We start from the raw sequence: 18,230 nt of genomic DNA on the forward strand, positions 1-18,230 counted from the left end.
ATGGACACCCTTGTCTTCGGCTACGGGTTAGCGACTACACCCCCCACAGTGGACTTTCACCACTAGATATATGCCATGCCTAGCACACCAAAAAAGGTATCACTCTAAATTGAGTTGATACCTTTTGGTTATTTAAGAGACTTCTATTTATTACATCTCTGCGTCTTGGACGCTTAGTTCTTCTTCATTGATTGCTTCACTTACAACATCGTTGCTAGGTAAGCTATCCTTTGGAACAAATGACATCAATTTATCTTCTTCACTTTCATCAATTGCATTTGCCGCTTCACGTTTTGCACGTAATTCTTCAGCTTTTTCTTCAATTAATGTGGAAGTTTCTCTTTCAACATCCAATCCTGTTCCCGCTGGTATTAATTTACCAATAATTACATTTTCTTTTAATCCGATAAGATTATCTTTCTTTCCTTTAATAGAAGCATCTGTAAGAACTTTTGTTGTTTCCTGGAATGATGCTGCACTTAGGAATGAATCTGTCTCTACACTCGCTTTAGATATACCTAATAATACTGGTGTAAAGGTTGCAGGTTTTCCACCCGATAATAATGCATCACGATTAATTTTTGTAATTTGTGTTAATGATATCTGCATTCCTGGTATCAAGCTTGTATCATTACCTTCTAATACAACAACTTTTCTCAACATCTGACGTACCATAACTTCAATATGTTTATCAGAAATATCAATACCTTGAGATGCATATACCTTTTTAACTTCTTTTAAGATATATTGTTGAACTTCTTGAACACCAGCAACTTCTAGTAATTCTTTTGGCGCGACTTGACCTTCGGTGATTTTATCACCTGCAATTACTTCACTACCAACACCTAACCATGCACGAACTACTTGTGTAGGACCAATTTTATGAACGATACTTTCTGTTTCATTCGAAATCGTAACCTCTGTTCCACCAACACCTTCAAGTTGAGCAATCTCAGTAATAGTACCATTGATTTTTGCTAATACAGCTGCACCTTTTGGTGTTCTAGCCTCAAACAATTCTTCAACACGTGGTAACCCTTGGGTGATATCTCCACCACCTGCAGTTGCCACCCCTCCTGTATGGAAGGTACGCATTGTAAGTTGGGTACCAGGCTCTCCAATAGATTGAGCTGCCATAATACCAACCGACTCACCAACTTCAACTACTTTTCCTGTAGCCATGTTACGTCCGTAACATTTCTTACATACTCCATGAATTGATTGACATGTGAAGGCACTTCTAATGAACATACCTTTCACACCAGCATCAATAATCTCTTGTGCTTTATCTTCATCAATGAATTCATCTGCATCAACAAGTAATGCTTTTGTTTCTGGATGATAAACAGCATCTTTTGCATATCTACCAACCAAACGATCAAACATTGATTCTACAAGTGAATCTTGTTTACGGTCTCTGATTTCTTCAACCCAATATCCACGATCTGTTCCACAATCTTCTTCTTTTACAACTACATCTTGTGCAACATCGACTAAACGACGTGTCAAGTATCCAGACTCAGCTGTTTTCAAGGCTGTATCGGTCAACCCTTTACGCACACCATGGGTAGAAGTAAAGAATTCAGATACATTCAATCCTTCACGGAAAGAAGAATAAATTGGAACCTCAATTACTGATGGTTGATATCCTTTTGCCGATTTTGATTGTGATGGTTTCGCCATCAAACCACGCATACCTGCAAGCTGGGTAAAGTTTGAATCATTACCACGAGCTCCAGATGTAGCCATCATATTGATTGGATTTTTACGGCCAATCGCTTTCTTAAACTCAATCAAGATATCTTTCTTAACATCATCCCATAGTTTATTAAGATGACGTTCCCATTCTTGCATTGTAAGTTTTCCTTTGTTACGGTAATTCATTAGCTCTGTAGCTTTTTCTTTACCATAATCAACATATTGTTTCTTATTTGGAGCCTCTTGAATATCTGCTAAAGACACCGTAATTCCTGCAACTGTTGAATATTTAAATCCATTGTTCTTGATTTCATCAAGAATTTCAGATGTATCTTCTGTTGAATAACGTTTAAATACTTGCCCAATTACAAGACCAAGGTCTTTCTTTTTCATCGCTTCAACAACTGGCATTTTCGCAATCACTTCACGCATATCAGTACCCATTGGATAGAAATATTTGTCAGGTGTTGCAACAAAGTTTTCTTCACTTACCTCATTGATATAAGGGAAGTCTTTTGGGAAAATGTTATTAAAAATAACTTTACCAACAGTTGTTACCAAATAAGAATTCTTTTGTGTTTCACTAAACCCTTCTTTATTCAATGAACGAGCCATAAGCGCAATTCTCGTATGTAAGTGTACTTGCTTATTTTCATAAGCCATCAACACTTCATTTACATTACGATAAGCATGACCTTCATTATCTCCATAAGTTCTCCATAATTCTGCTTCTTGAGGACAATCTAAACCTTCATATTCTTTTGCCTCAACATAAAATTCTTCTTTTGTTTCTTCCATTGTTAAATAGAAGTTACCAAGCACCATATCTTGTGATGGTGTAACAATTGGTTTTCCATCTTTTGGACCAAGAATGTTATTTGACCCAAGCATTAATACATATGCTTCAGCTCTTGCTTCTTCACTTAAAGGAACATGAACCGCCATTTGGTCACCATCGAAATCCGCATTGAATGCTGGACAAACAAGTGGGTGAAGACGAATAGCACGTCCTTCTACAAGTTTTGGTAAATATGCTTGAATACCAAGACGGTGAAGTGTTGGCGCACGGTTCAATAGAACAGGGTGCCCTTCAATAACATCTTCTACAATATCCCAAACTCTTGGATCTAATTTATCAATCAATTTTTCAGCTGTTTTATGGTTACTTGCAATCTCGCGATTTACAATTTCATTAATAACATATGGTTTAAATAATTGAATTGCCATTTCCCGTGGAATTCCACATTGATACATTTTTAAATCTGGTCCTACTGCAATTACACTACGTCCTGAGAAGTCAACACGTTTCCCAAGCAAGTTTTGACGGAAACGACCTTGCTTTCCTTTTAGTGAATGTGACAGTGATTTTAATGCACGTCCACCAGCACCAGTAATTGGCTTGCTTCTACGTCCATTGTCAATCAATGCATCTACTGCTTCTTGTAACATACGTTTTTCATTTTGTACGATAATCGCTGGCGTTCCTAATTCCAACAATTTTTTCAAACGATTATTACGTGTAATAACACGACGATATAAATCATTTAAGTCACTTGTTGCAAAACGTCCACCATCTAGTTGAAGCATTGGACGTAAATCTGGTGGAATAACAGGTAATACACTCAATACCATCCACTCAGGTTTATTATCAGAATTTCTGAAGGCATTCACAGTATCCAAACGTTTAATCAACTTTTTACGCTTTTCACCTTGAGCACCATCCAAACTATCTTGAATAGCTTTATATTCTTTTTCTAAATCTACTTGTTCCAATAACGTTTTTATCGCTGCTGCACCCGTTTGTGCAGTAAATGCATCGGCACCATACAATGCCACATTTTCACGATACTCTTTTTCTGAAAGAATTCGTTTGTATTCTAATTTTGTATCTTTTGGATCCGTTACAATCCATGAAACGAAATATACAACTTCTTCTAACTGTTTTGGTGTAACATCTAAAAGCAATCCAATTCTAGATGGGATTCCTCTTAAATACCAAATGTGTGCAACAGGAGCCGCTAATTCAATATGCCCCATACGTTCACGACGAACACTTGATTTTGTAATTTCAACACCACAACGATCACAGACTACACCTTTATAACGAACTTTCTTATATTTTCCACAATAACATTCCCAGTCTTTACTTGGACCAAAAATACGTTCACAGAAAAGTCCATCACGTTCTGGTTTTTGTGATCGGTAGTTAATTGTTTCAGGTTTCTTCACTTCCCCATGTGACCACTTTAGAATTCTCTCAGGAGAGGCTAAATTAATTTGAATCGAAGAAAATTTATTAACACTCATTATTTAACGCCTCCTTAGTCTAATGCACTAATCAGTGCATCCATATCTGTAATATCTTCATTTGCTTCATCTATATCATCTGCATCAGCAACAATTTCTTCATCTTCATCAATATTGATGTCCTTGAATTCTTCATCTAGTTGTGCAGATTCTACTTCTGTATTTACTGGTATATCACGTTTTGGTTTATCATCTTCTTCTTTTTTATTTAAATCAACAAGATTATTATCGTCATCAAACATCTTCACATCAATTGCTAATGCTTGAAGTTCATGTACAAGTACTCTAAACGATTCTGGAATACCTGCTTCTGGAATATCTTTTCCTTTGATAATCGCTTCATACGTTTTCGTACGTCCTGCAATATCATCTGATTTAATTGTAAGAATTTCTTGAAGTGTGTGAGCCGCACCATATGCTTCTAAAGCCCAAACCTCCATCTCACCAAATCTTTGACCACCATTTTGTGCCTTACCACCAAGCGGTTGTTGAGTAACCAATGAGTAAGGCCCTGTAGCACGTGCATGCAACTTATCGTCAACCATGTGTGCCAATTTAATCATATACATAACTCCAACACTGATTCGCTCATCAAATGGCTCCCCTGTTCTACCATCATATAGAACCGTTTTACCATCTTTTGTCATTTCTGCTTCATCCATGATAGAACTCAATTCATCATTGTCAATTCCATCAAATACTGGTGTAGCAAATTTAACACCTAATTTTTTCGCAGCGAACCCTAAGTGGATTTCTAATACTTGTCCAATATTCATACGTGAAGGCACCCCAAATGGATTCAACATGATATCCACTGGTGTTCCATCTGGCATATATGGCATATCTTCAATTGGAAGAATTTTAGAGATTACCCCTTTGTTTCCATGACGTCCTGCCATCTTATCTCCTTCAGAGATTTTACGCTTTTGAACAATATATACTTTTACTGTTTCATTAACCCCAGGAGGAAGGTCATGTCCATCACTACGTTTAAATACACGCACACTATGAACAATACCATCACCACCATGTGGTACCTTTAAAGAATTATCACGAACTTCACGTGATTTTTCACCAAAAATTGCTAGTAATAATTTTTCTTCTGGAGAAATTTCACTTTGACCCTTTGGTGTAACTTTACCAACAAGGATATCTCCTTCTTTAACTTCTGCCCCAACCATTACGATTCCACGTGAATCCAGATTACGACATGCACTTTCACTAACATTTGGAATATCTCTAGTAATTTCTTCAGGTCCTAATTTTGTATCACGACAATCAATATCATAATCTTCAATATGGATTGAAGTATATACATCATCACGTACCAAACGTTCAGACATAATAATTGCATCCTCATAGTTATATCCATACCATGTCATATATGCAATCGTAACATTTTGACCTAAAGCCAATTCTCCATTTTGCATTGAAGGTCCATCAACAATAACATCTCCTGCTTCAATCTTTTCACCTTTTTTAACAATCGGAATTTGATTGATACTAGTACCTGCATTTGAACACTCAAATTTCTTCAATTGATATTCACGTTTTCCATCTTTTTCACTAACAACTACTTTGTCAGCATCAACGTATTCAATAACTCCATCACTTTTTGCTACAACTCCACTACCTGAGTCTTTCGCAATTTTATTTTCAATTCCCGTACCAACATATGGACTTTGTGGTTTTACTAAAGGAACTGCTTGACGTTGCATGTTCGCACCCATTAGTGCACGAGATGCATCATCATTTTCTAAGAATGGAATACAAGCTGTCGCTACTGAAACGATTTGTTTTGGACTTACGTCAGCCAATTCAACATCGTCACGATCCGCCAAAATGGTTTCACCATTCAAACGAGCTACTACTTGTTCATTTACCAATTTACCATCAATTACCTCATTCGCTTGGGCAATTACATAATCTGCTTCATCATCAGCACTTAAATAAATTGCTTCTTCAGAAACCGATCCATCTTTATTTACCAAACGATATGGTGTTTGAATGAAGCCATATTCATTAATTTTTCCATATGTCGTTAAATTTGAAATCAAACCAATGTTTGGTCCCTCTGGTGTCTCGATTGGACAAATTCTTCCATAGTGAGAAGAATGAACATCACGTACTTCAAATCCTGCACGCTCACGAGATAAACCACCAGGTCCTAACGCTGAAATACGACGTTTATTCGTCAATTCAGCTAATGGATTTTGTTGGTCCATGAACTGTGATAACTGTGAACTAGAGAAAAACTCTTTAATCGCAGCTGTAAGAGGACGAATATTCGTTAATTTTTTGGGTGTCAATGTTTCAATTTCCGCAATTGACATTCTTTCTTTAACCACTCTCTCCATTCTTGAAAGCCCTATTCTAAATTGATTTTGAATAAGTTCTCCAACCGAACGAATACGACGATTACCCAACATATCAATATCATCACTCTCACCAATATTTTCCATTGTGTTCAATGTATATGAATACAATGCATACATATCTGAAACAGTGATTGTATTTCTCTTAATAAATGGATCATTTCCAATTACTTTTACTGGAATATTATCTCCATCATGAACTTTTACTTCTTGTACTGCACATCCAATTAAGTAAGCATATACTTTTTTACCACTATCAACAATTGCTTTCAATTGTGTTTCTTGTGCATCTGATAAAGGTGCCGCTTTTTCTTTTTCAGCGAATTCAAAAGTAAATGGTTCGCCGTTTTCATCAACCAAATCATTTCCTTTTTCATCTGTTAAACGCCCTAATGAGTAAAGGGTTTGACCATAACTCATAACAGCTTTGAAATTCTTTTTATCCAATTCCACTGCTTTAGCGATAATACCACCATAAACAGTAACTTCATCAACTTCTTTAACCAATACTTTTACATCATTCTCACTCAACACATGATTTGCTTCAAATGTTCCTTTTTTCATTTCAACATCTTCTGCTAAAACACGCCCCACAAGAGCAAGATTATAAGAAGTAGGAATAACTACTTTATCTGCATGATAGAACAATGTGTTGTATGGGAACGCATTTGTATGCATCCCTTTTGCCATCTCTTCACGTAATGTATTACGGATTTCGCGATTCACAAAAGTTCCACTCTTACATAAAACTTTACCATTCACATCAAGCACATCATGAGCAAGATAATTATTTGTCATACGATCAACAACAAACAATTTCTTACCAAGTTTAAATCTTCCAGCTTTCGTAAGATCATAACGACGTGAATCAAAGAATTTTGCATTCATCAAAGTGATTGATCCATCCAAAGTAGGAATTTCATCTGCTCTTTGATTTTCATAAACGCTTAAAAGTGCTTCCTGTGTAGTCGCAACTTTATCACTCATTAGTGTATTCTCAATTTCTTCATATTTTCCAAAGTATGAACCATATAGATTCAAATATAATTCTAAAAATTCTCTTTCTTCCATATCTTCAGGAACATCTTCAACCAAATCACGATCAAGTGACTTTAAGAAAATCTTCATTTGATCAGAATCAAAAGCATCAATATTATTATCTAAGTCAATTGACATCCCAAGTGCCTTAAATAAAATTGTTGACAACATTTTACGTTTTCTATCAATACTCATGCTGAGCATTCTTCCTGATGTTTGCTTCTTAATTTCACTCATGAATTCAAGCCATGTACCACGACTTGGAATCAATTCTGATTGGTATATTTCACGACCCGTTTTTTCTTCAAAACTTGTCAAAAAATATGCTCCTGGTGAACGTACAATTTGTGATACGATTACACGTTCAGCACCATTAATTACAAAAGTCCCATTATCCGTCATTAATGGGAAATCACCAAGGAAGACATCTTCTTCTTTAGAAATTAATTCCCCTGTATTTGGATCCTCAATCTCCAATTCCATTTTCGCCTTTAAAGATGTTGCATAGTTAATTTCACGATATAGTGATTCCTCTGCGTTAAACTTTGGCTCTTCAAATTCATAATCAACGAATTTTAACTTAATATTTCCACCATGATTGGTAATCGGATATATTTCATTAAACACTTCTTGAATTCCTTCATTTTTAAACCAGTTAAAAGAGTCCGTTTGAATCTCCACAAGATTAGGTAACTCAAGGTCCCCACTCACTTTTGAATAATCTCTACGTTCCGCTTTTTTACCAATTTTTACAGTACGATAAGTGTCTTTTTTTGCCATGAATGCCATCCTTTCTATTCTGTTTTAAAACAACTTAAAGGGCACACGCCCCCATTCTAATTATTTATTATTATGCAATTTAATATATTACCAATAAAATGTCAAATTGTCAATTCTTTTTTGCACATAAAATATAATATCCTTGATCCTTCTTTATAATTTCACAATTCCCAAAAACCTCATCAATATATTTTTGAGCACTTTTGGCACCATGTGATTTACGTATTACAACATACAAGCATCCTTTTGAATGCAAATGTTCATAAGACTCTTTAAACATTTTATAGATTACTTGCTTTCCCGCCCGAATAGGAGGATTGGTAATAATACTGTCAAAACATTCATCATTAATAGAATCAAAAATATTAGATTTTATGATTGTCGCTTTCACATCATTGCGTAATGCATTTTCCTCAGCTAACTGCAAGGCTCGTGAATTCACATCAACCATCCAAACATCCTTATCCACATAAGTTTTCTTCAGAATGATACCAATCGTTCCATAACCACAACCAAGGTCTAAGATTTTAGCTCCTAAATCTGCATCTTTTATTGCATTTAATAACACTTTACTCCCTTCGTCAATCTCATCTTTTGAAAAGACGCCATTGTCACTTAGAAAGGAATAATCAAAACACCAAAACCGGAAAGAGATTTCCTTCCGGTTACTTTTTAAATGTTGGTTATCATCAAAATAATGATTCATAGCTCCACATCCTTTGGTGTTTATTATTTTAATTATTTAACTTCTACTGCAGCTCCAGCTTCTGTTAATTTTGCTTTAATTTCTTCTGCTTCAGCAGTTGGGATGTTTTCCTTAACTACAGCTGGCGTAGCTTCTACTTTTTGTTTTGCTTCTAATAAACCTAAACCTGTAATTTCTCTAACTGCTTTAATTACGTTAACTTTAGATCCACCTACATCTGTAATTGTAACTGTAACTTCTGTTGGTTCTCCAGCAGCAGCACCTTCATCAGCTCCAGCTCCTGCAACTGCAACTGGTGCAGCAGCGCTTACTCCAAATTCTTCTTCAATTGCTTCGATTAATTCGTTTAATTCTAAAATTGTCATCTCTTTTAGTGATGCAATAACATCATCTTTATTTAATTTTGCCATTTCGCTTTTCCTCCTAATGTTAATTGATTAAGCTTCTTCTTTTTGATCTCTAACTGCACTAAGTGCATATGCAAACTTTCTAACAGGTGCTTGGAAACATCCAAGGATCATTGAGATCATACCATCGCGGTTTGGTAATTTCGATAATTTTGTAAGAGTATCGATACCAACGACTTCACCTTCTACTACTCCAGCCTTGATAACTAATGCATCATGGTCTTTCGCAAATTTAACAAGTACTCTAGCTGGTGCTACAGCATCTTCACCAAATGCAATTGCGTTTGGTCCAGTTAAATTTTCTTTTAACCCTTCAACATCTGCCTGTTCAGTAGCTCTTGTAACCATTGAGTTTTTGTAAACTTTAAACTCAACACCTTCACTTCTTAGATCACGACGAAGTTGTGTTACTTCAGCAACGCTCAAACCACGGTATTCAACAACTACAGAACTAGCTGCATCTTTGAATTTTCCAGCGATTTCTTCAACCATTGCTTTTTTTGAGTCTAATACTGTTTGGTTCATGTTTAACCTCCTAATTATATATGTACAATATACCTAAGAGTATAAAAACTCGCTCTTGTCATAGACGAAAGCGAGTGAAAAATTAATATCTTTCTCTAACCTCGGTAACATGATTAAGCATAAAGCCGTTACTGTCTATGGCATATTGAAACATTGTTATTCTATATGGTTTTCAAACTAAAGTCAAGTTTAAACTGCAACTTTAATTCCAGGCCCCATTGTACTACTAATTGATACATTCAAGAAGTATTGACCTTTTACTGCAGCTGGACGAGCTTTCGCAACGATATCGAAAAGTGTATTAAAGTTTTCAACAATCTTTGGTTCGTCAAATGATACTTTTCCAATAAGGACATTGATATTACCATCTTTATCAACACGGTATTCAACTTTTCCTTTTTTAATATCTTCAACAGCTTTTTTCACATCCATTGTTACAGTTCCTGTTTTAGGGTTTGGCATCAAACCTTTTGGTCCTAAGATTTTTCCTAGTTTTCCTAGCTCACCCATCATATTAGGTGTTGCTACGATAACATCAAAATCCATCCATCCCTTTTTAATATCTTCTAATAATTCTTTACCACCAACAAAATCTGCTCCAGCATCTTTTGCTTCTTGTTCTTGTGGTCCTTGTGCAATAACACAAACTTTTTGTGAACGACCACTACCATTTGGTAATACAATCGCTCCACGGATTTGTTGATCTGCATGACGTGGATCAACATTTAATCTTAATGAAAGTTCAATACTTTCATCAAATTTCGCATAACTTGCTTTTTTCATCAATGATACTGCTTCTTCAATTGAATAAGATTTTGTACTATCAACTAATTGAGCAGCTTCCAAATACTTTCTACCTTTCTTAGCCATAATTTCCTCCTATTCCATACCTTCCACAACAATACCCATGTTGCGAGCAGTACCTGCAATAATCTTCATTGCTCCCTCAACGTCATTTGCGTTAAGGTCTTGCATCTTATATTCTGCGATTTCTTTTACTTGATCAGCACTTACTGTTCCAACTGAATCTTTAGAATCTGATGCACCTTTGTTAATTTTTGCCGCTTTCTTCAACAAAATACTAGCTGGCGTTGTTTTTAATACGAAATCAAAACTTTTGTCTTCGTATGCTGTAATGATAACCGGAACGATATCTCCTTGACGTTCTTTTGTAGCATCGTTAAATGCTTGTGTAAACTGAGGCATGTTAATACCTACAGAAGCCAAAGCAGGTCCTGGTTTCGCTCCCCCAGCAGGGAATTGTAGCTTCGCTACTTTTGCGATTTTTTTCTTACTCATAAGACACCTCCTATATTTGGTCTTATGCAGTGGTGAAACGAAGAATCGCGTCTTCTACCACGCATACCTAAAATCAGGCTATTTAATAATATAACACATACCCCATAAATGCAAGGAATTTCTCCACTTATTTAGATATGTTTTATAAAGCAAAAAGGATACTACATCCTATTCATTTTATATTCCTATATTAATCATATCCTTCGATATTAAATTAATATAATCCCTTTAACACTACTAAATCTTTCTTTTCATATCGATTATGTCCTGGCATACTCTTTTTATATTTCCAACATGCAATTGCGTCTTTCAAAGACTTTCCTTTATTATCCTTGAAAAAGTCTCTAATGTACGTATTATATTCAAATTGCTTATCAATTTTTTCTGGTTTTTGAGCTACAATGTTTGGATATGCTTCAATTGCTTCTTGATATGTCTTATCCGAATTTTCCTTTAACCACCGTTGAAACGCCACTTTAAATTTAAATCCTGCACCTAAATGGTATTCAAAAAAGGCACGCTTCTTTTCACTATAAGTTACAGGTGTTCCAATCTTAGTAGTTAATGTAATTTCTTTATCATCTTCTTTATTAACTTTACGTTTATAACTCAATTTTTCTCCCGTATCAAGATAATGCACAATACGTTTATTTAAATCTTCTTTTTTCCCACCAATTGCTAGTCCTTCTTCACGACAAAATGATATCAGCTCTTCTTTCAAATAATAATACTTTTTAAATTCTTTACTATCTAAACCTTTCTTAAGCTTTGCACGCACAACCTTTACCTCCTCTTATAATAAAAAAAACAGAAGAAATAATTATTCTTCTGTTTGTGGCATTTCTACTTCTACTGTATTTACAAATTCTACTTTTTCAAGTTCACCAAAACCAATTTCAGTAGGTGTTTCTCTACCAAACAACGTTGTCAATACAACAGCTACTTGATTTTCGTGATTCAACTCTTCTACCGTTCCTTCTACATTTGCAAAAGGACCACTTAGAATTCGTACATGATCTCCGACTTCGAAATCGATATTGATTTTCTTTTCGCTCATACCCAAGCGTCTAAGAATTGAATCAATTTCTTCTTCTGCAACTGGGAATGGTTTTGCACCACCACCACTTGATCCAATAAATCCTGTAACACCTGGTGTATTACGAACAATATACCAAGCTTCATCAGTCATGATCATCTCAACAAATAAATACCCCGGAAAAAGATTTTTAACCTTCTCTACCTTTTTTCCGTTTTTATATTCAATTTCACTTTCTTCAGCAACAATGATTCTAAACAAGTAATCTTGTAAGCCCATCGTTTCAACACGACGTTCCAAGTTTTCTTTTACCTTGTTTTCATGTCCTGCATACGTATTTACAACATACCATTCTTTATTTATTTGACTCATATTATATACCTAATAAATCATTTATGAACCACGCATTAAATGCTGTACATAAAACAAAGAACAATGCAAATGCAGCAGTAAAAATTAAAACCGTTCCACTGTCGATCGCCAAGTCTTTTGGTTTTGACCAACGAATACGTTTGATTTCTGCAATAATTCCACGGATGCTAAACCATTTCAACATACTGTTTACCTCCTATTTCGTTTCTTTATGCAATGTGTGCTTACCACACTTTTTACAGTATTTTTTTATCTCCATTCGCTTAGAATGGGTTTGTTTATTCTTTTGAGTCGAATAATTTCGTGATAAGCATTCACTGCAAGTCAAGATAACTTTTTCACTCATATTCTCACCTCATCGCTCTAATACTTTATCACAACAAGGCCTATTAGTCAATGAATCTCACAAAAAGTGCACACCAAAAAACACTATTTGAATACTTCGCTTTTGATATTTATTTAAATTGAAACAAAACTTCTCAGCAATCGTTTTATTTTATATAAAATATTATCGATTTTCTTCTCATTTTCGCCTGTCATAGTTGCAATTTCTCGATACGAAAAACCTTCTTCCCAACTACGATATATTTCCTGTTCTAAAGGACTTAGCTTCTTAATAATCATATTAATTTCTTCCATTACCGACCCAATATAGGCTTCCCATTTTGGATCTCCATAATGAGTAACATTTGCTATCGTATCTGATATTTTGATACCTTCATAGTCATTAATTAATTGGTCAATAGAAATAGCTTCTCTATTTGCTCTACATATATCGCTATATACATGCCTCATATAGTTAAACACTGCTCGTTCCATAACTATCTTAAAATAGGAACTGAAACGACATCCCATATTTTCTTTATAACTATTCACTGCACTACATAATGAAATTAATGCTATTTGATAAATATCATTAATTTCACAACTTGTTTTTACACTGTTTGAATATCTATGTGCATAAGCCATTAATATTCTTTGATATTTATTAATTAACTGTCTAAGTGCATCCTCATCTCCTTGACGATAAAGGTAAAGAAGTTCGTTATCATTTTTTTGACGATTCTCCATCTCTCATCTCATCCCTTCTATTGTTAAATATTTCATACAACAATACTCCACATGCAACAGAAGCATTCAACGATGTCACATGCCCTTCCATTGGTAAAGAGATAAAATAATCACAGTTTTTCTTAACAAGATTCGATATACCAAAGCCTTCACTTCCAATAACCAGCACTAGTGGCATCCGATAATCTACAGAATGATAATCACTTGCGTTTTCCATATCTGTTCCAATTACCCAAAACCCTTCGTCCTTAAGTGACTGTAATGTTTTTGATAAGTTCGTCACTTTACATACCGGAACATGATCAATCGCGCCTGTGGAAACTTTTGCAACCGTCGCATTCAATTCAACACTTCGGTGCTTACCAATAATTACACCATCCACATTGACAGCATCACATGTTCTTAGAATTGCCCCTAGATTATGAGGATCCTCAATCCCATCCAACATTACCAACAAAGGATATTTCCCTTTTGGATGTTTCAATACTTCTGATAATTCATAGTACCGATAGGCATCAATTGTCGCTACAATGCCTTGATGATTTTGAAAATTACTCAATTGATCCAAACGCTTCTTGCTCACTTTAGATAATTTTATCCCCTTATAGTATATTACCGATAATATATCTTTGTCCTTAAAATTTTCAAAAATATTTATTTCATAAATCTTTTTATCATCTTCCAGTAGCTGTTTAACTACATTTTTTCCATATACATATTGTTTCATTTTTTATCACCTAATGTTAGTACAATCTGTAATAATTGAGCTAATCTTTCTTCTTGCTTCTGCAAGTATAAATACCCCCATAATGCTTCAAACCCTGTTGAACTACGATATGTTAATACATCTGCATTTTTCGCAATGCTTTGTGTCTTACTATTACGTCCACGTTTAACAATCACCATCTCTTCTTCACTTAATAACTCATTATCCATAAAATATTTTAGAAAGGATGCCTGTGCTTTTGCACTAACATATCCCACGGTTAATTTCTGAAGTACATTTGGTTTTTGATACCCTAATGCCACAAGATATTCCCGTATTTGTAAAGAGAAAACAGCATCACCAATATAAGCTAAAGTTGTCCCATTCAAACCAATGATTTCCATTATAATAAACCTCTACTTTGCAAATTATTACGAAGTTCATCAGCTAACGCAAAATCCTTATCACGCTTTGCCTGTTCCCACTTATCAAATTCATCACGATCCTTCTTACTTACCTCAACGCGGGGAAGCAGAATCCCTAGGATACTCAACATTTTTTCAATTGTATACACGGTTTTTCCAACTTCTTCAAAAGCAATTTCTCTTTGGCGTAAACTTGCATTTAATTTCTTGTTCGCATCAAACAAAGCTTTAAATGCATTTGAAGTATTCAGATCATCTTGCATTGCAACCAAAAATGGTTGGTATATATCATCGACAATTTCCTCTACAATATTCTGATTTTTCAAAGCCAGTTTCACATATGCTTGACGAAGTGATGTTTGAAATTTCTCTAACTCTGTTTTCGCATTCTGAATCGTTTCTTCATTAATATTCAAAGGTGAGCGATAATGGGTTGATAACATCAACCATCTAACCGTATTACCTCCCAATTCATAAATAAAATCTTTTGCCCAAATTACATTACCAAGTGATTTCGACATTTTAGATCCATCAATATTCAACATTCCATTGTGGACCCAATACTTAGCTACATGACTATGATTTGCTGCACATCCTTGTGCAATTTCATTTTCATGATGAGGAAACTTTAAATCCATTCCACCACCATGAATATCAATCATTTGTTGATGAAATTCTTTTTCAATCATAACCACACATTCTGTATGCCAACCAGGTCTCCCTTGTCCCCATGGAGAGTCCCATTTTATACCAGCTTCTGTTTTTTTCCATAAAGTAAAATCAAGTGGATTTTCTTTTCTATCATTTTCATCAATACGAGCACCTACCATGAGATCTTCAATTTTTTGCTTTGATAATTGACCATAATCTTTTACCTTACTAACCCTAAAATATACATCACCATCAATCGCATATGCATATCCCTTTGTTTCTAAATCTTTAATAAAAGCAATAATCTCATCCATGCTATTCGTCACTCTAGGCGTTGCATCTGGAAGATCTGCATTAAGTGATAAACGATCTTCATTATATGCATCGATATAGCGATTACTTATTACCAGTTCACTAACCTTTTCATCTACTGCCTTTTTAATTATCTTATCATCAACATCCGTAAAATTAGATACATATCTAACTTTATATCCACTTGCCTCTAATGTTTTCTTAAGCGTATCAAACACTACGATTGGCCTTGTATTCCCAATATGTGGATAATTATATACGGTTGGTCCACAAACATACATGCTCACTTCACCTGGATGAATTGGCACAAACTCCTCTAATGTATTACTTAACGAATTGAATAATTTCATAATTCCTCCTACAAATAAAAAAACACCTCACGATAGAGGCGTTATAAACGCGGTCCCACTCTACTTGGTTCTTGTAATCTGTTAACGCCATCTACGTTGACCTAAAAAAGTGCATTTCAATACTTCCACCAGATTTTTTCACCAACCAAATCTTCTCTATGCGTTTCCATATTGTTCTTGTTCTTTATCATCAGTCTTATTCTGTATAGATTATACCAAGTTCTATGCTTTCATGCAATTTTTTCATCAATTTCTTATCTTCAAAATATTTCCCTATATCATGCTATAATATTTCTATGAAATATACACACATCCAATCCAAAACAGCATTACACAAATTAAGACCAGGGCGTCTTCCGTTCGACTATGATCTGAATTTGTATCGTGGATGCGCACATGGATGTATTTATTGTTATGCTATGTACTCGCACCAATATATGGAATCCGAAGCATATTTTGATGAAATTTTCATAAAAGAGAACATCGCTGAAATTCTAGAAAAGGAATTACATACAAAAAAGAAAGGAAAAATAAACTTAGGTGGGGTATGTGACAGCTATCAGCCTATCGAAGTTACAGCCGAATTAATGCCCAATGTATTAAAATCCTTAATCAAGCACAAAACACCTATTGTAATTTCCACCAAATCTGATTTATTACTAAGAGATATTGAGTTAATAAAGGAACTATCCGAACTCGCTGAAGTTAATATCGCTGCTACAATTACAACGATGAATGAAGATATCAGAAAAAAAATAGAGCCTGGAACTGTCTCAAGTGAAAGACGCTTTCAAATGCTTGAAAGATTAAAAAAAGAAACCAATGCAAATGTTGGCGTTCACCTGATGCCCATCATTCCTTATCTCACAGATACAAGAGAAAATTTAGAAGAAATCTATCGCAGAGCAAACGAAATCGAAGCCGATTATGTCTTGCCTGGAATCATGTACTTACGAGGAAAAACTAGAAACGTATTCTTCGAGAAAACCGAAAAACTTTTTCCCAACGAACATGAAAAATTAAAAAAGATGTATGCTTATAAATATGATCGTAGTCCATACAAAAAAGCACTTTATACTTACATCAATGAATTACGTAAAACGTATGGTTTTAATCACAGTAATAAAATAGATAAAAAAATAAAATCTAATGAACAATTAAAACTATTTTAAAAGCCCTATGATACTTGCATTCACCAATATCATAGGGCTTATTTTATATTTTTATTCATCAAGTTCGCATATAGCTCTACCAGCCTTATCTTTTTTATAAGGTACCGTACATTTGACCTTCATTCGCTTTCCACTATCACGATAAGAGCTATTTGCTTCCCTTTCATAAACAACTCCATATACCACGTATTCAGAACCTTCTTTGGATATCTTGGCATCCTCTTCTTTAAACATCGTTTTCACGTCCCATTGATATTCAATTTCATCTTTCGCCGCTTCATACACTTGCGTTTCTGCTTCTCCACCCGAAACCATTGAAACCACTGCACCAATAATCATAAAAATCGCAAAACCTATTCCAATTTTTATAAATAAGGCTTTGTCTCTTTTTGATCTTTGATTGCGCATTTGAGACAGCTCTTTTCTACGCTTTAAAGCTTGTTCTTCTTTGGTAATCCTAATAACTGGAGCACCACATTTTGGACAACTATCTGCATTGTCTTTTATTTCACTTTTACAATATTCACATCGTTCCATTTCTAACCCTCACATTACTATAAATATACAATATTTTAAGACGATAAACAACTAGAAAATCTCATATTTATTATAAAATAATCACCTCTGTAAAGGTTTCTCACAAGGAAGATTTTTCAAAAGATATTTCATTATGTAGCTTTTACTTTTTAAGTAATACTAATCAATGCAGTTTAATCACAATTAAATAAAGTAAAAAGGATATAAAATCATTATATCCCTCTTACTTAATTAACTTTTCCAGACCCTATTTATGTGGGATCAATGGAAACATTGGAGATTGTGACCAAAAAGGACAAGCCGCCTTAGATTTTGGCATATTCTTTTTGGAAACCTTTCGTTTTAACGGATTAACAAGTTTCATGTTTTTTCCTGGTATATTAGAAATGACTTATCTAAGTCTCTAATATACACTCCTTTCTTTCTTAAATTTATTCATAATTTTTGTTAGAATTGAATCGTG

At 34.6% G+C, this 18,230-nt stretch carries 17 protein-coding genes and 1 other annotated feature; of the genes, 1 reads left to right on the plus strand and 16 read right to left on the minus strand.

Features of this window, described 5'->3' with window-relative positions; genetic code table 11:
* Positions 1–150: 150 nt before the first annotated feature.
* From rpoC to cysS, 15 genes are all read right to left on the minus strand, one after another.
* The gene (rpoC, locus tag M2475_RS09825; protein WP_277491242.1) at positions 151–4,005 is read right to left on the minus strand and encodes a DNA-directed RNA polymerase subunit beta'; all 3,855 of its coding nucleotides are present in this window, start codon (positions 4,003–4,005) and stop codon (positions 151–153) included.
* Positions 4,006–4,019: 14 nt separating this feature from the next.
* Complete coding sequence (locus M2475_RS09830; protein WP_277491243.1) at positions 4,020–8,198, minus strand: DNA-directed RNA polymerase subunit beta; 4,179 nt, start codon at positions 8,196–8,198, stop codon at positions 4,020–4,022.
* Between the two features lie 109 nt (positions 8,199–8,307).
* On the minus strand, positions 8,308–8,904 hold the full coding sequence (locus M2475_RS09835; protein ID WP_277491244.1) for a class I SAM-dependent methyltransferase: 597 nt from the start codon (positions 8,902–8,904) through the stop codon (positions 8,308–8,310).
* Positions 8,905–8,936: 32 nt separating this feature from the next.
* Complete coding sequence (rplL, locus tag M2475_RS09840) at positions 8,937–9,314, minus strand: 50S ribosomal protein L7/L12 (RefSeq protein ID WP_277491246.1); 378 nt, start codon at positions 9,312–9,314, stop codon at positions 8,937–8,939.
* 27 nt (positions 9,315–9,341) lie between these two features.
* On the minus strand, positions 9,342–9,836 hold the full coding sequence (gene rplJ, locus M2475_RS09845) for a 50S ribosomal protein L10 (RefSeq protein WP_277491247.1): 495 nt from the start codon (positions 9,834–9,836) through the stop codon (positions 9,342–9,344).
* Between the two features lie 33 nt (positions 9,837–9,869).
* Positions 9,870–9,995: a sequence feature (ribosomal protein L10 leader region), on the minus strand.
* A 30-nt stretch (positions 9,996–10,025) separates the two neighbouring features.
* Positions 10,026–10,706: a 50S ribosomal protein L1 gene (gene rplA, locus M2475_RS09850; protein ID WP_277491250.1), complete on the minus strand. Its 681-nt coding sequence runs from the start codon at positions 10,704–10,706 to the stop codon at positions 10,026–10,028.
* A gap of 9 nt (positions 10,707–10,715) precedes the next feature.
* Positions 10,716–11,135, minus strand: coding sequence for a 50S ribosomal protein L11 (gene rplK / locus M2475_RS09855; RefSeq protein WP_277491252.1), 420 nt, complete (start codon positions 11,133–11,135; stop codon positions 10,716–10,718).
* Positions 11,136–11,349: 214 nt separating this feature from the next.
* A complete protein-coding gene (locus M2475_RS09860; protein WP_277491254.1) occupies positions 11,350–11,913 on the minus strand; it encodes a DUF6434 domain-containing protein in 564 nt (187 codons plus the stop codon).
* A 42-nt stretch (positions 11,914–11,955) separates the two neighbouring features.
* A complete protein-coding gene (gene nusG, locus M2475_RS09865; RefSeq protein WP_277491256.1) occupies positions 11,956–12,543 on the minus strand; it encodes a transcription termination/antitermination protein NusG in 588 nt (195 codons plus the stop codon).
* 1 nt (position 12,544) lies between these two features.
* Positions 12,545–12,727, minus strand: a complete 183-nt coding sequence (gene secE / locus M2475_RS09870) for a preprotein translocase subunit SecE (RefSeq protein WP_277491258.1) — start codon at positions 12,725–12,727, stop codon at positions 12,545–12,547.
* Positions 12,728–12,739: 12 nt separating this feature from the next.
* Positions 12,740–12,889 (minus strand): 50S ribosomal protein L33, encoded by a 150-nt coding sequence (gene rpmG / locus M2475_RS09875; RefSeq protein ID WP_277491260.1) that lies wholly within the window; start codon positions 12,887–12,889, stop codon positions 12,740–12,742.
* Positions 12,890–13,002: 113 nt separating this feature from the next.
* Positions 13,003–13,614 carry a sigma-70 family RNA polymerase sigma factor gene (locus M2475_RS09880; protein WP_277491261.1) on the minus strand — a complete coding sequence of 204 codons (612 nt, stop codon included), beginning with the start codon at positions 13,612–13,614 and terminating at the stop codon, positions 13,003–13,005.
* Complete coding sequence (gene rlmB / locus M2475_RS09885; RefSeq protein WP_277491262.1) at positions 13,592–14,341, minus strand: 23S rRNA (guanosine(2251)-2'-O)-methyltransferase RlmB; 750 nt, start codon at positions 14,339–14,341, stop codon at positions 13,592–13,594. Before rlmB ends, M2475_RS09880 begins: the two co-directional genes overlap by 23 nt.
* Positions 14,338–14,724, minus strand: coding sequence for a ribonuclease III domain-containing protein (locus M2475_RS09890; protein ID WP_277491264.1), 387 nt, complete (start codon positions 14,722–14,724; stop codon positions 14,338–14,340). The genes rlmB and M2475_RS09890 overlap by 4 nt, the downstream gene beginning before the upstream one ends.
* Positions 14,724–16,058, minus strand: coding sequence for a cysteine--tRNA ligase (gene cysS / locus M2475_RS09895; protein ID WP_277491265.1), 1,335 nt, complete (start codon positions 16,056–16,058; stop codon positions 14,724–14,726). The genes M2475_RS09890 and cysS overlap by 1 nt, the downstream gene beginning before the upstream one ends.
* Before the next feature lie 296 nt (positions 16,059–16,354).
* Between cysS and M2475_RS09900 the strand changes: the two genes are divergently transcribed.
* Entirely contained in the window at positions 16,355–17,230 is an 876-nt protein-coding gene (locus M2475_RS09900) for a radical SAM protein (protein ID WP_277491266.1), read from the plus strand.
* Between the two features lie 51 nt (positions 17,231–17,281).
* On the opposite strand, the gene M2475_RS09905 is transcribed toward M2475_RS09900, so the two are convergent.
* A complete protein-coding gene (locus M2475_RS09905; RefSeq protein WP_277491268.1) occupies positions 17,282–17,767 on the minus strand; it encodes a hypothetical protein in 486 nt (161 codons plus the stop codon).
* Positions 17,768–18,230 lie beyond the last annotated feature (463 nt).

The sequence above is a fragment of the Breznakia sp. PF5-3 genome, from assembly GCF_029504745.1.
Taxonomy (GTDB): domain Bacteria; phylum Bacillota_I; class Bacilli_A; order Erysipelotrichales; family Erysipelotrichaceae; genus Breznakia.

Coding starts and splice junctions, on each gene's coding strand:
- rpoC (WP_277491242.1), bottom strand. CDS start 4,005: ATGAGTGTTAATAAATTTTCTTCGATTCAAATTAATTTAGCCTCTCCT.
- M2475_RS09830 (WP_277491243.1), bottom strand. CDS start 8,198: ATGGCAAAAAAAGACACTTATCGTACTGTAAAAATTGGTAAAAAAGCG.
- M2475_RS09835 (WP_277491244.1), bottom strand. CDS start 8,904: ATGAATCATTATTTTGATGATAACCAACATTTAAAAAGTAACCGGAAG.
- rplL (WP_277491246.1), bottom strand. CDS start 9,314: ATGGCAAAATTAAATAAAGATGATGTTATTGCATCACTAAAAGAGATG.
- rplJ (WP_277491247.1), bottom strand. CDS start 9,836: ATGAACCAAACAGTATTAGACTCAAAAAAAGCAATGGTTGAAGAAATC.
- rplA (WP_277491250.1), bottom strand. CDS start 10,706: ATGGCTAAGAAAGGTAGAAAGTATTTGGAAGCTGCTCAATTAGTTGAT.
- rplK (WP_277491252.1), bottom strand. CDS start 11,135: ATGAGTAAGAAAAAAATCGCAAAAGTAGCGAAGCTACAATTCCCTGCT.
- nusG (WP_277491256.1), bottom strand. CDS start 12,543: ATGAGTCAAATAAATAAAGAATGGTATGTTGTAAATACGTATGCAGGA.
- secE (WP_277491258.1), bottom strand. CDS start 12,727: ATGTTGAAATGGTTTAGCATCCGTGGAATTATTGCAGAAATCAAACGT.
- rpmG (WP_277491260.1), bottom strand. CDS start 12,889: ATGAGTGAAAAAGTTATCTTGACTTGCAGTGAATGCTTATCACGAAAT.
- M2475_RS09880 (WP_277491261.1), bottom strand. CDS start 13,614: ATGGAGAATCGTCAAAAAAATGATAACGAACTTCTTTACCTTTATCGT.
- rlmB (WP_277491262.1), bottom strand. CDS start 14,341: ATGAAACAATATGTATATGGAAAAAATGTAGTTAAACAGCTACTGGAA.
- M2475_RS09890 (WP_277491264.1), bottom strand. CDS start 14,724: ATGGAAATCATTGGTTTGAATGGGACAACTTTAGCTTATATTGGTGAT.
- cysS (WP_277491265.1), bottom strand. CDS start 16,058: ATGAAATTATTCAATTCGTTAAGTAATACATTAGAGGAGTTTGTGCCA.
- M2475_RS09900 (WP_277491266.1), top strand. CDS start 16,355: ATGAAATATACACACATCCAATCCAAAACAGCATTACACAAATTAAGA.
- M2475_RS09905 (WP_277491268.1), bottom strand. CDS start 17,767: ATGGAACGATGTGAATATTGTAAAAGTGAAATAAAAGACAATGCAGAT.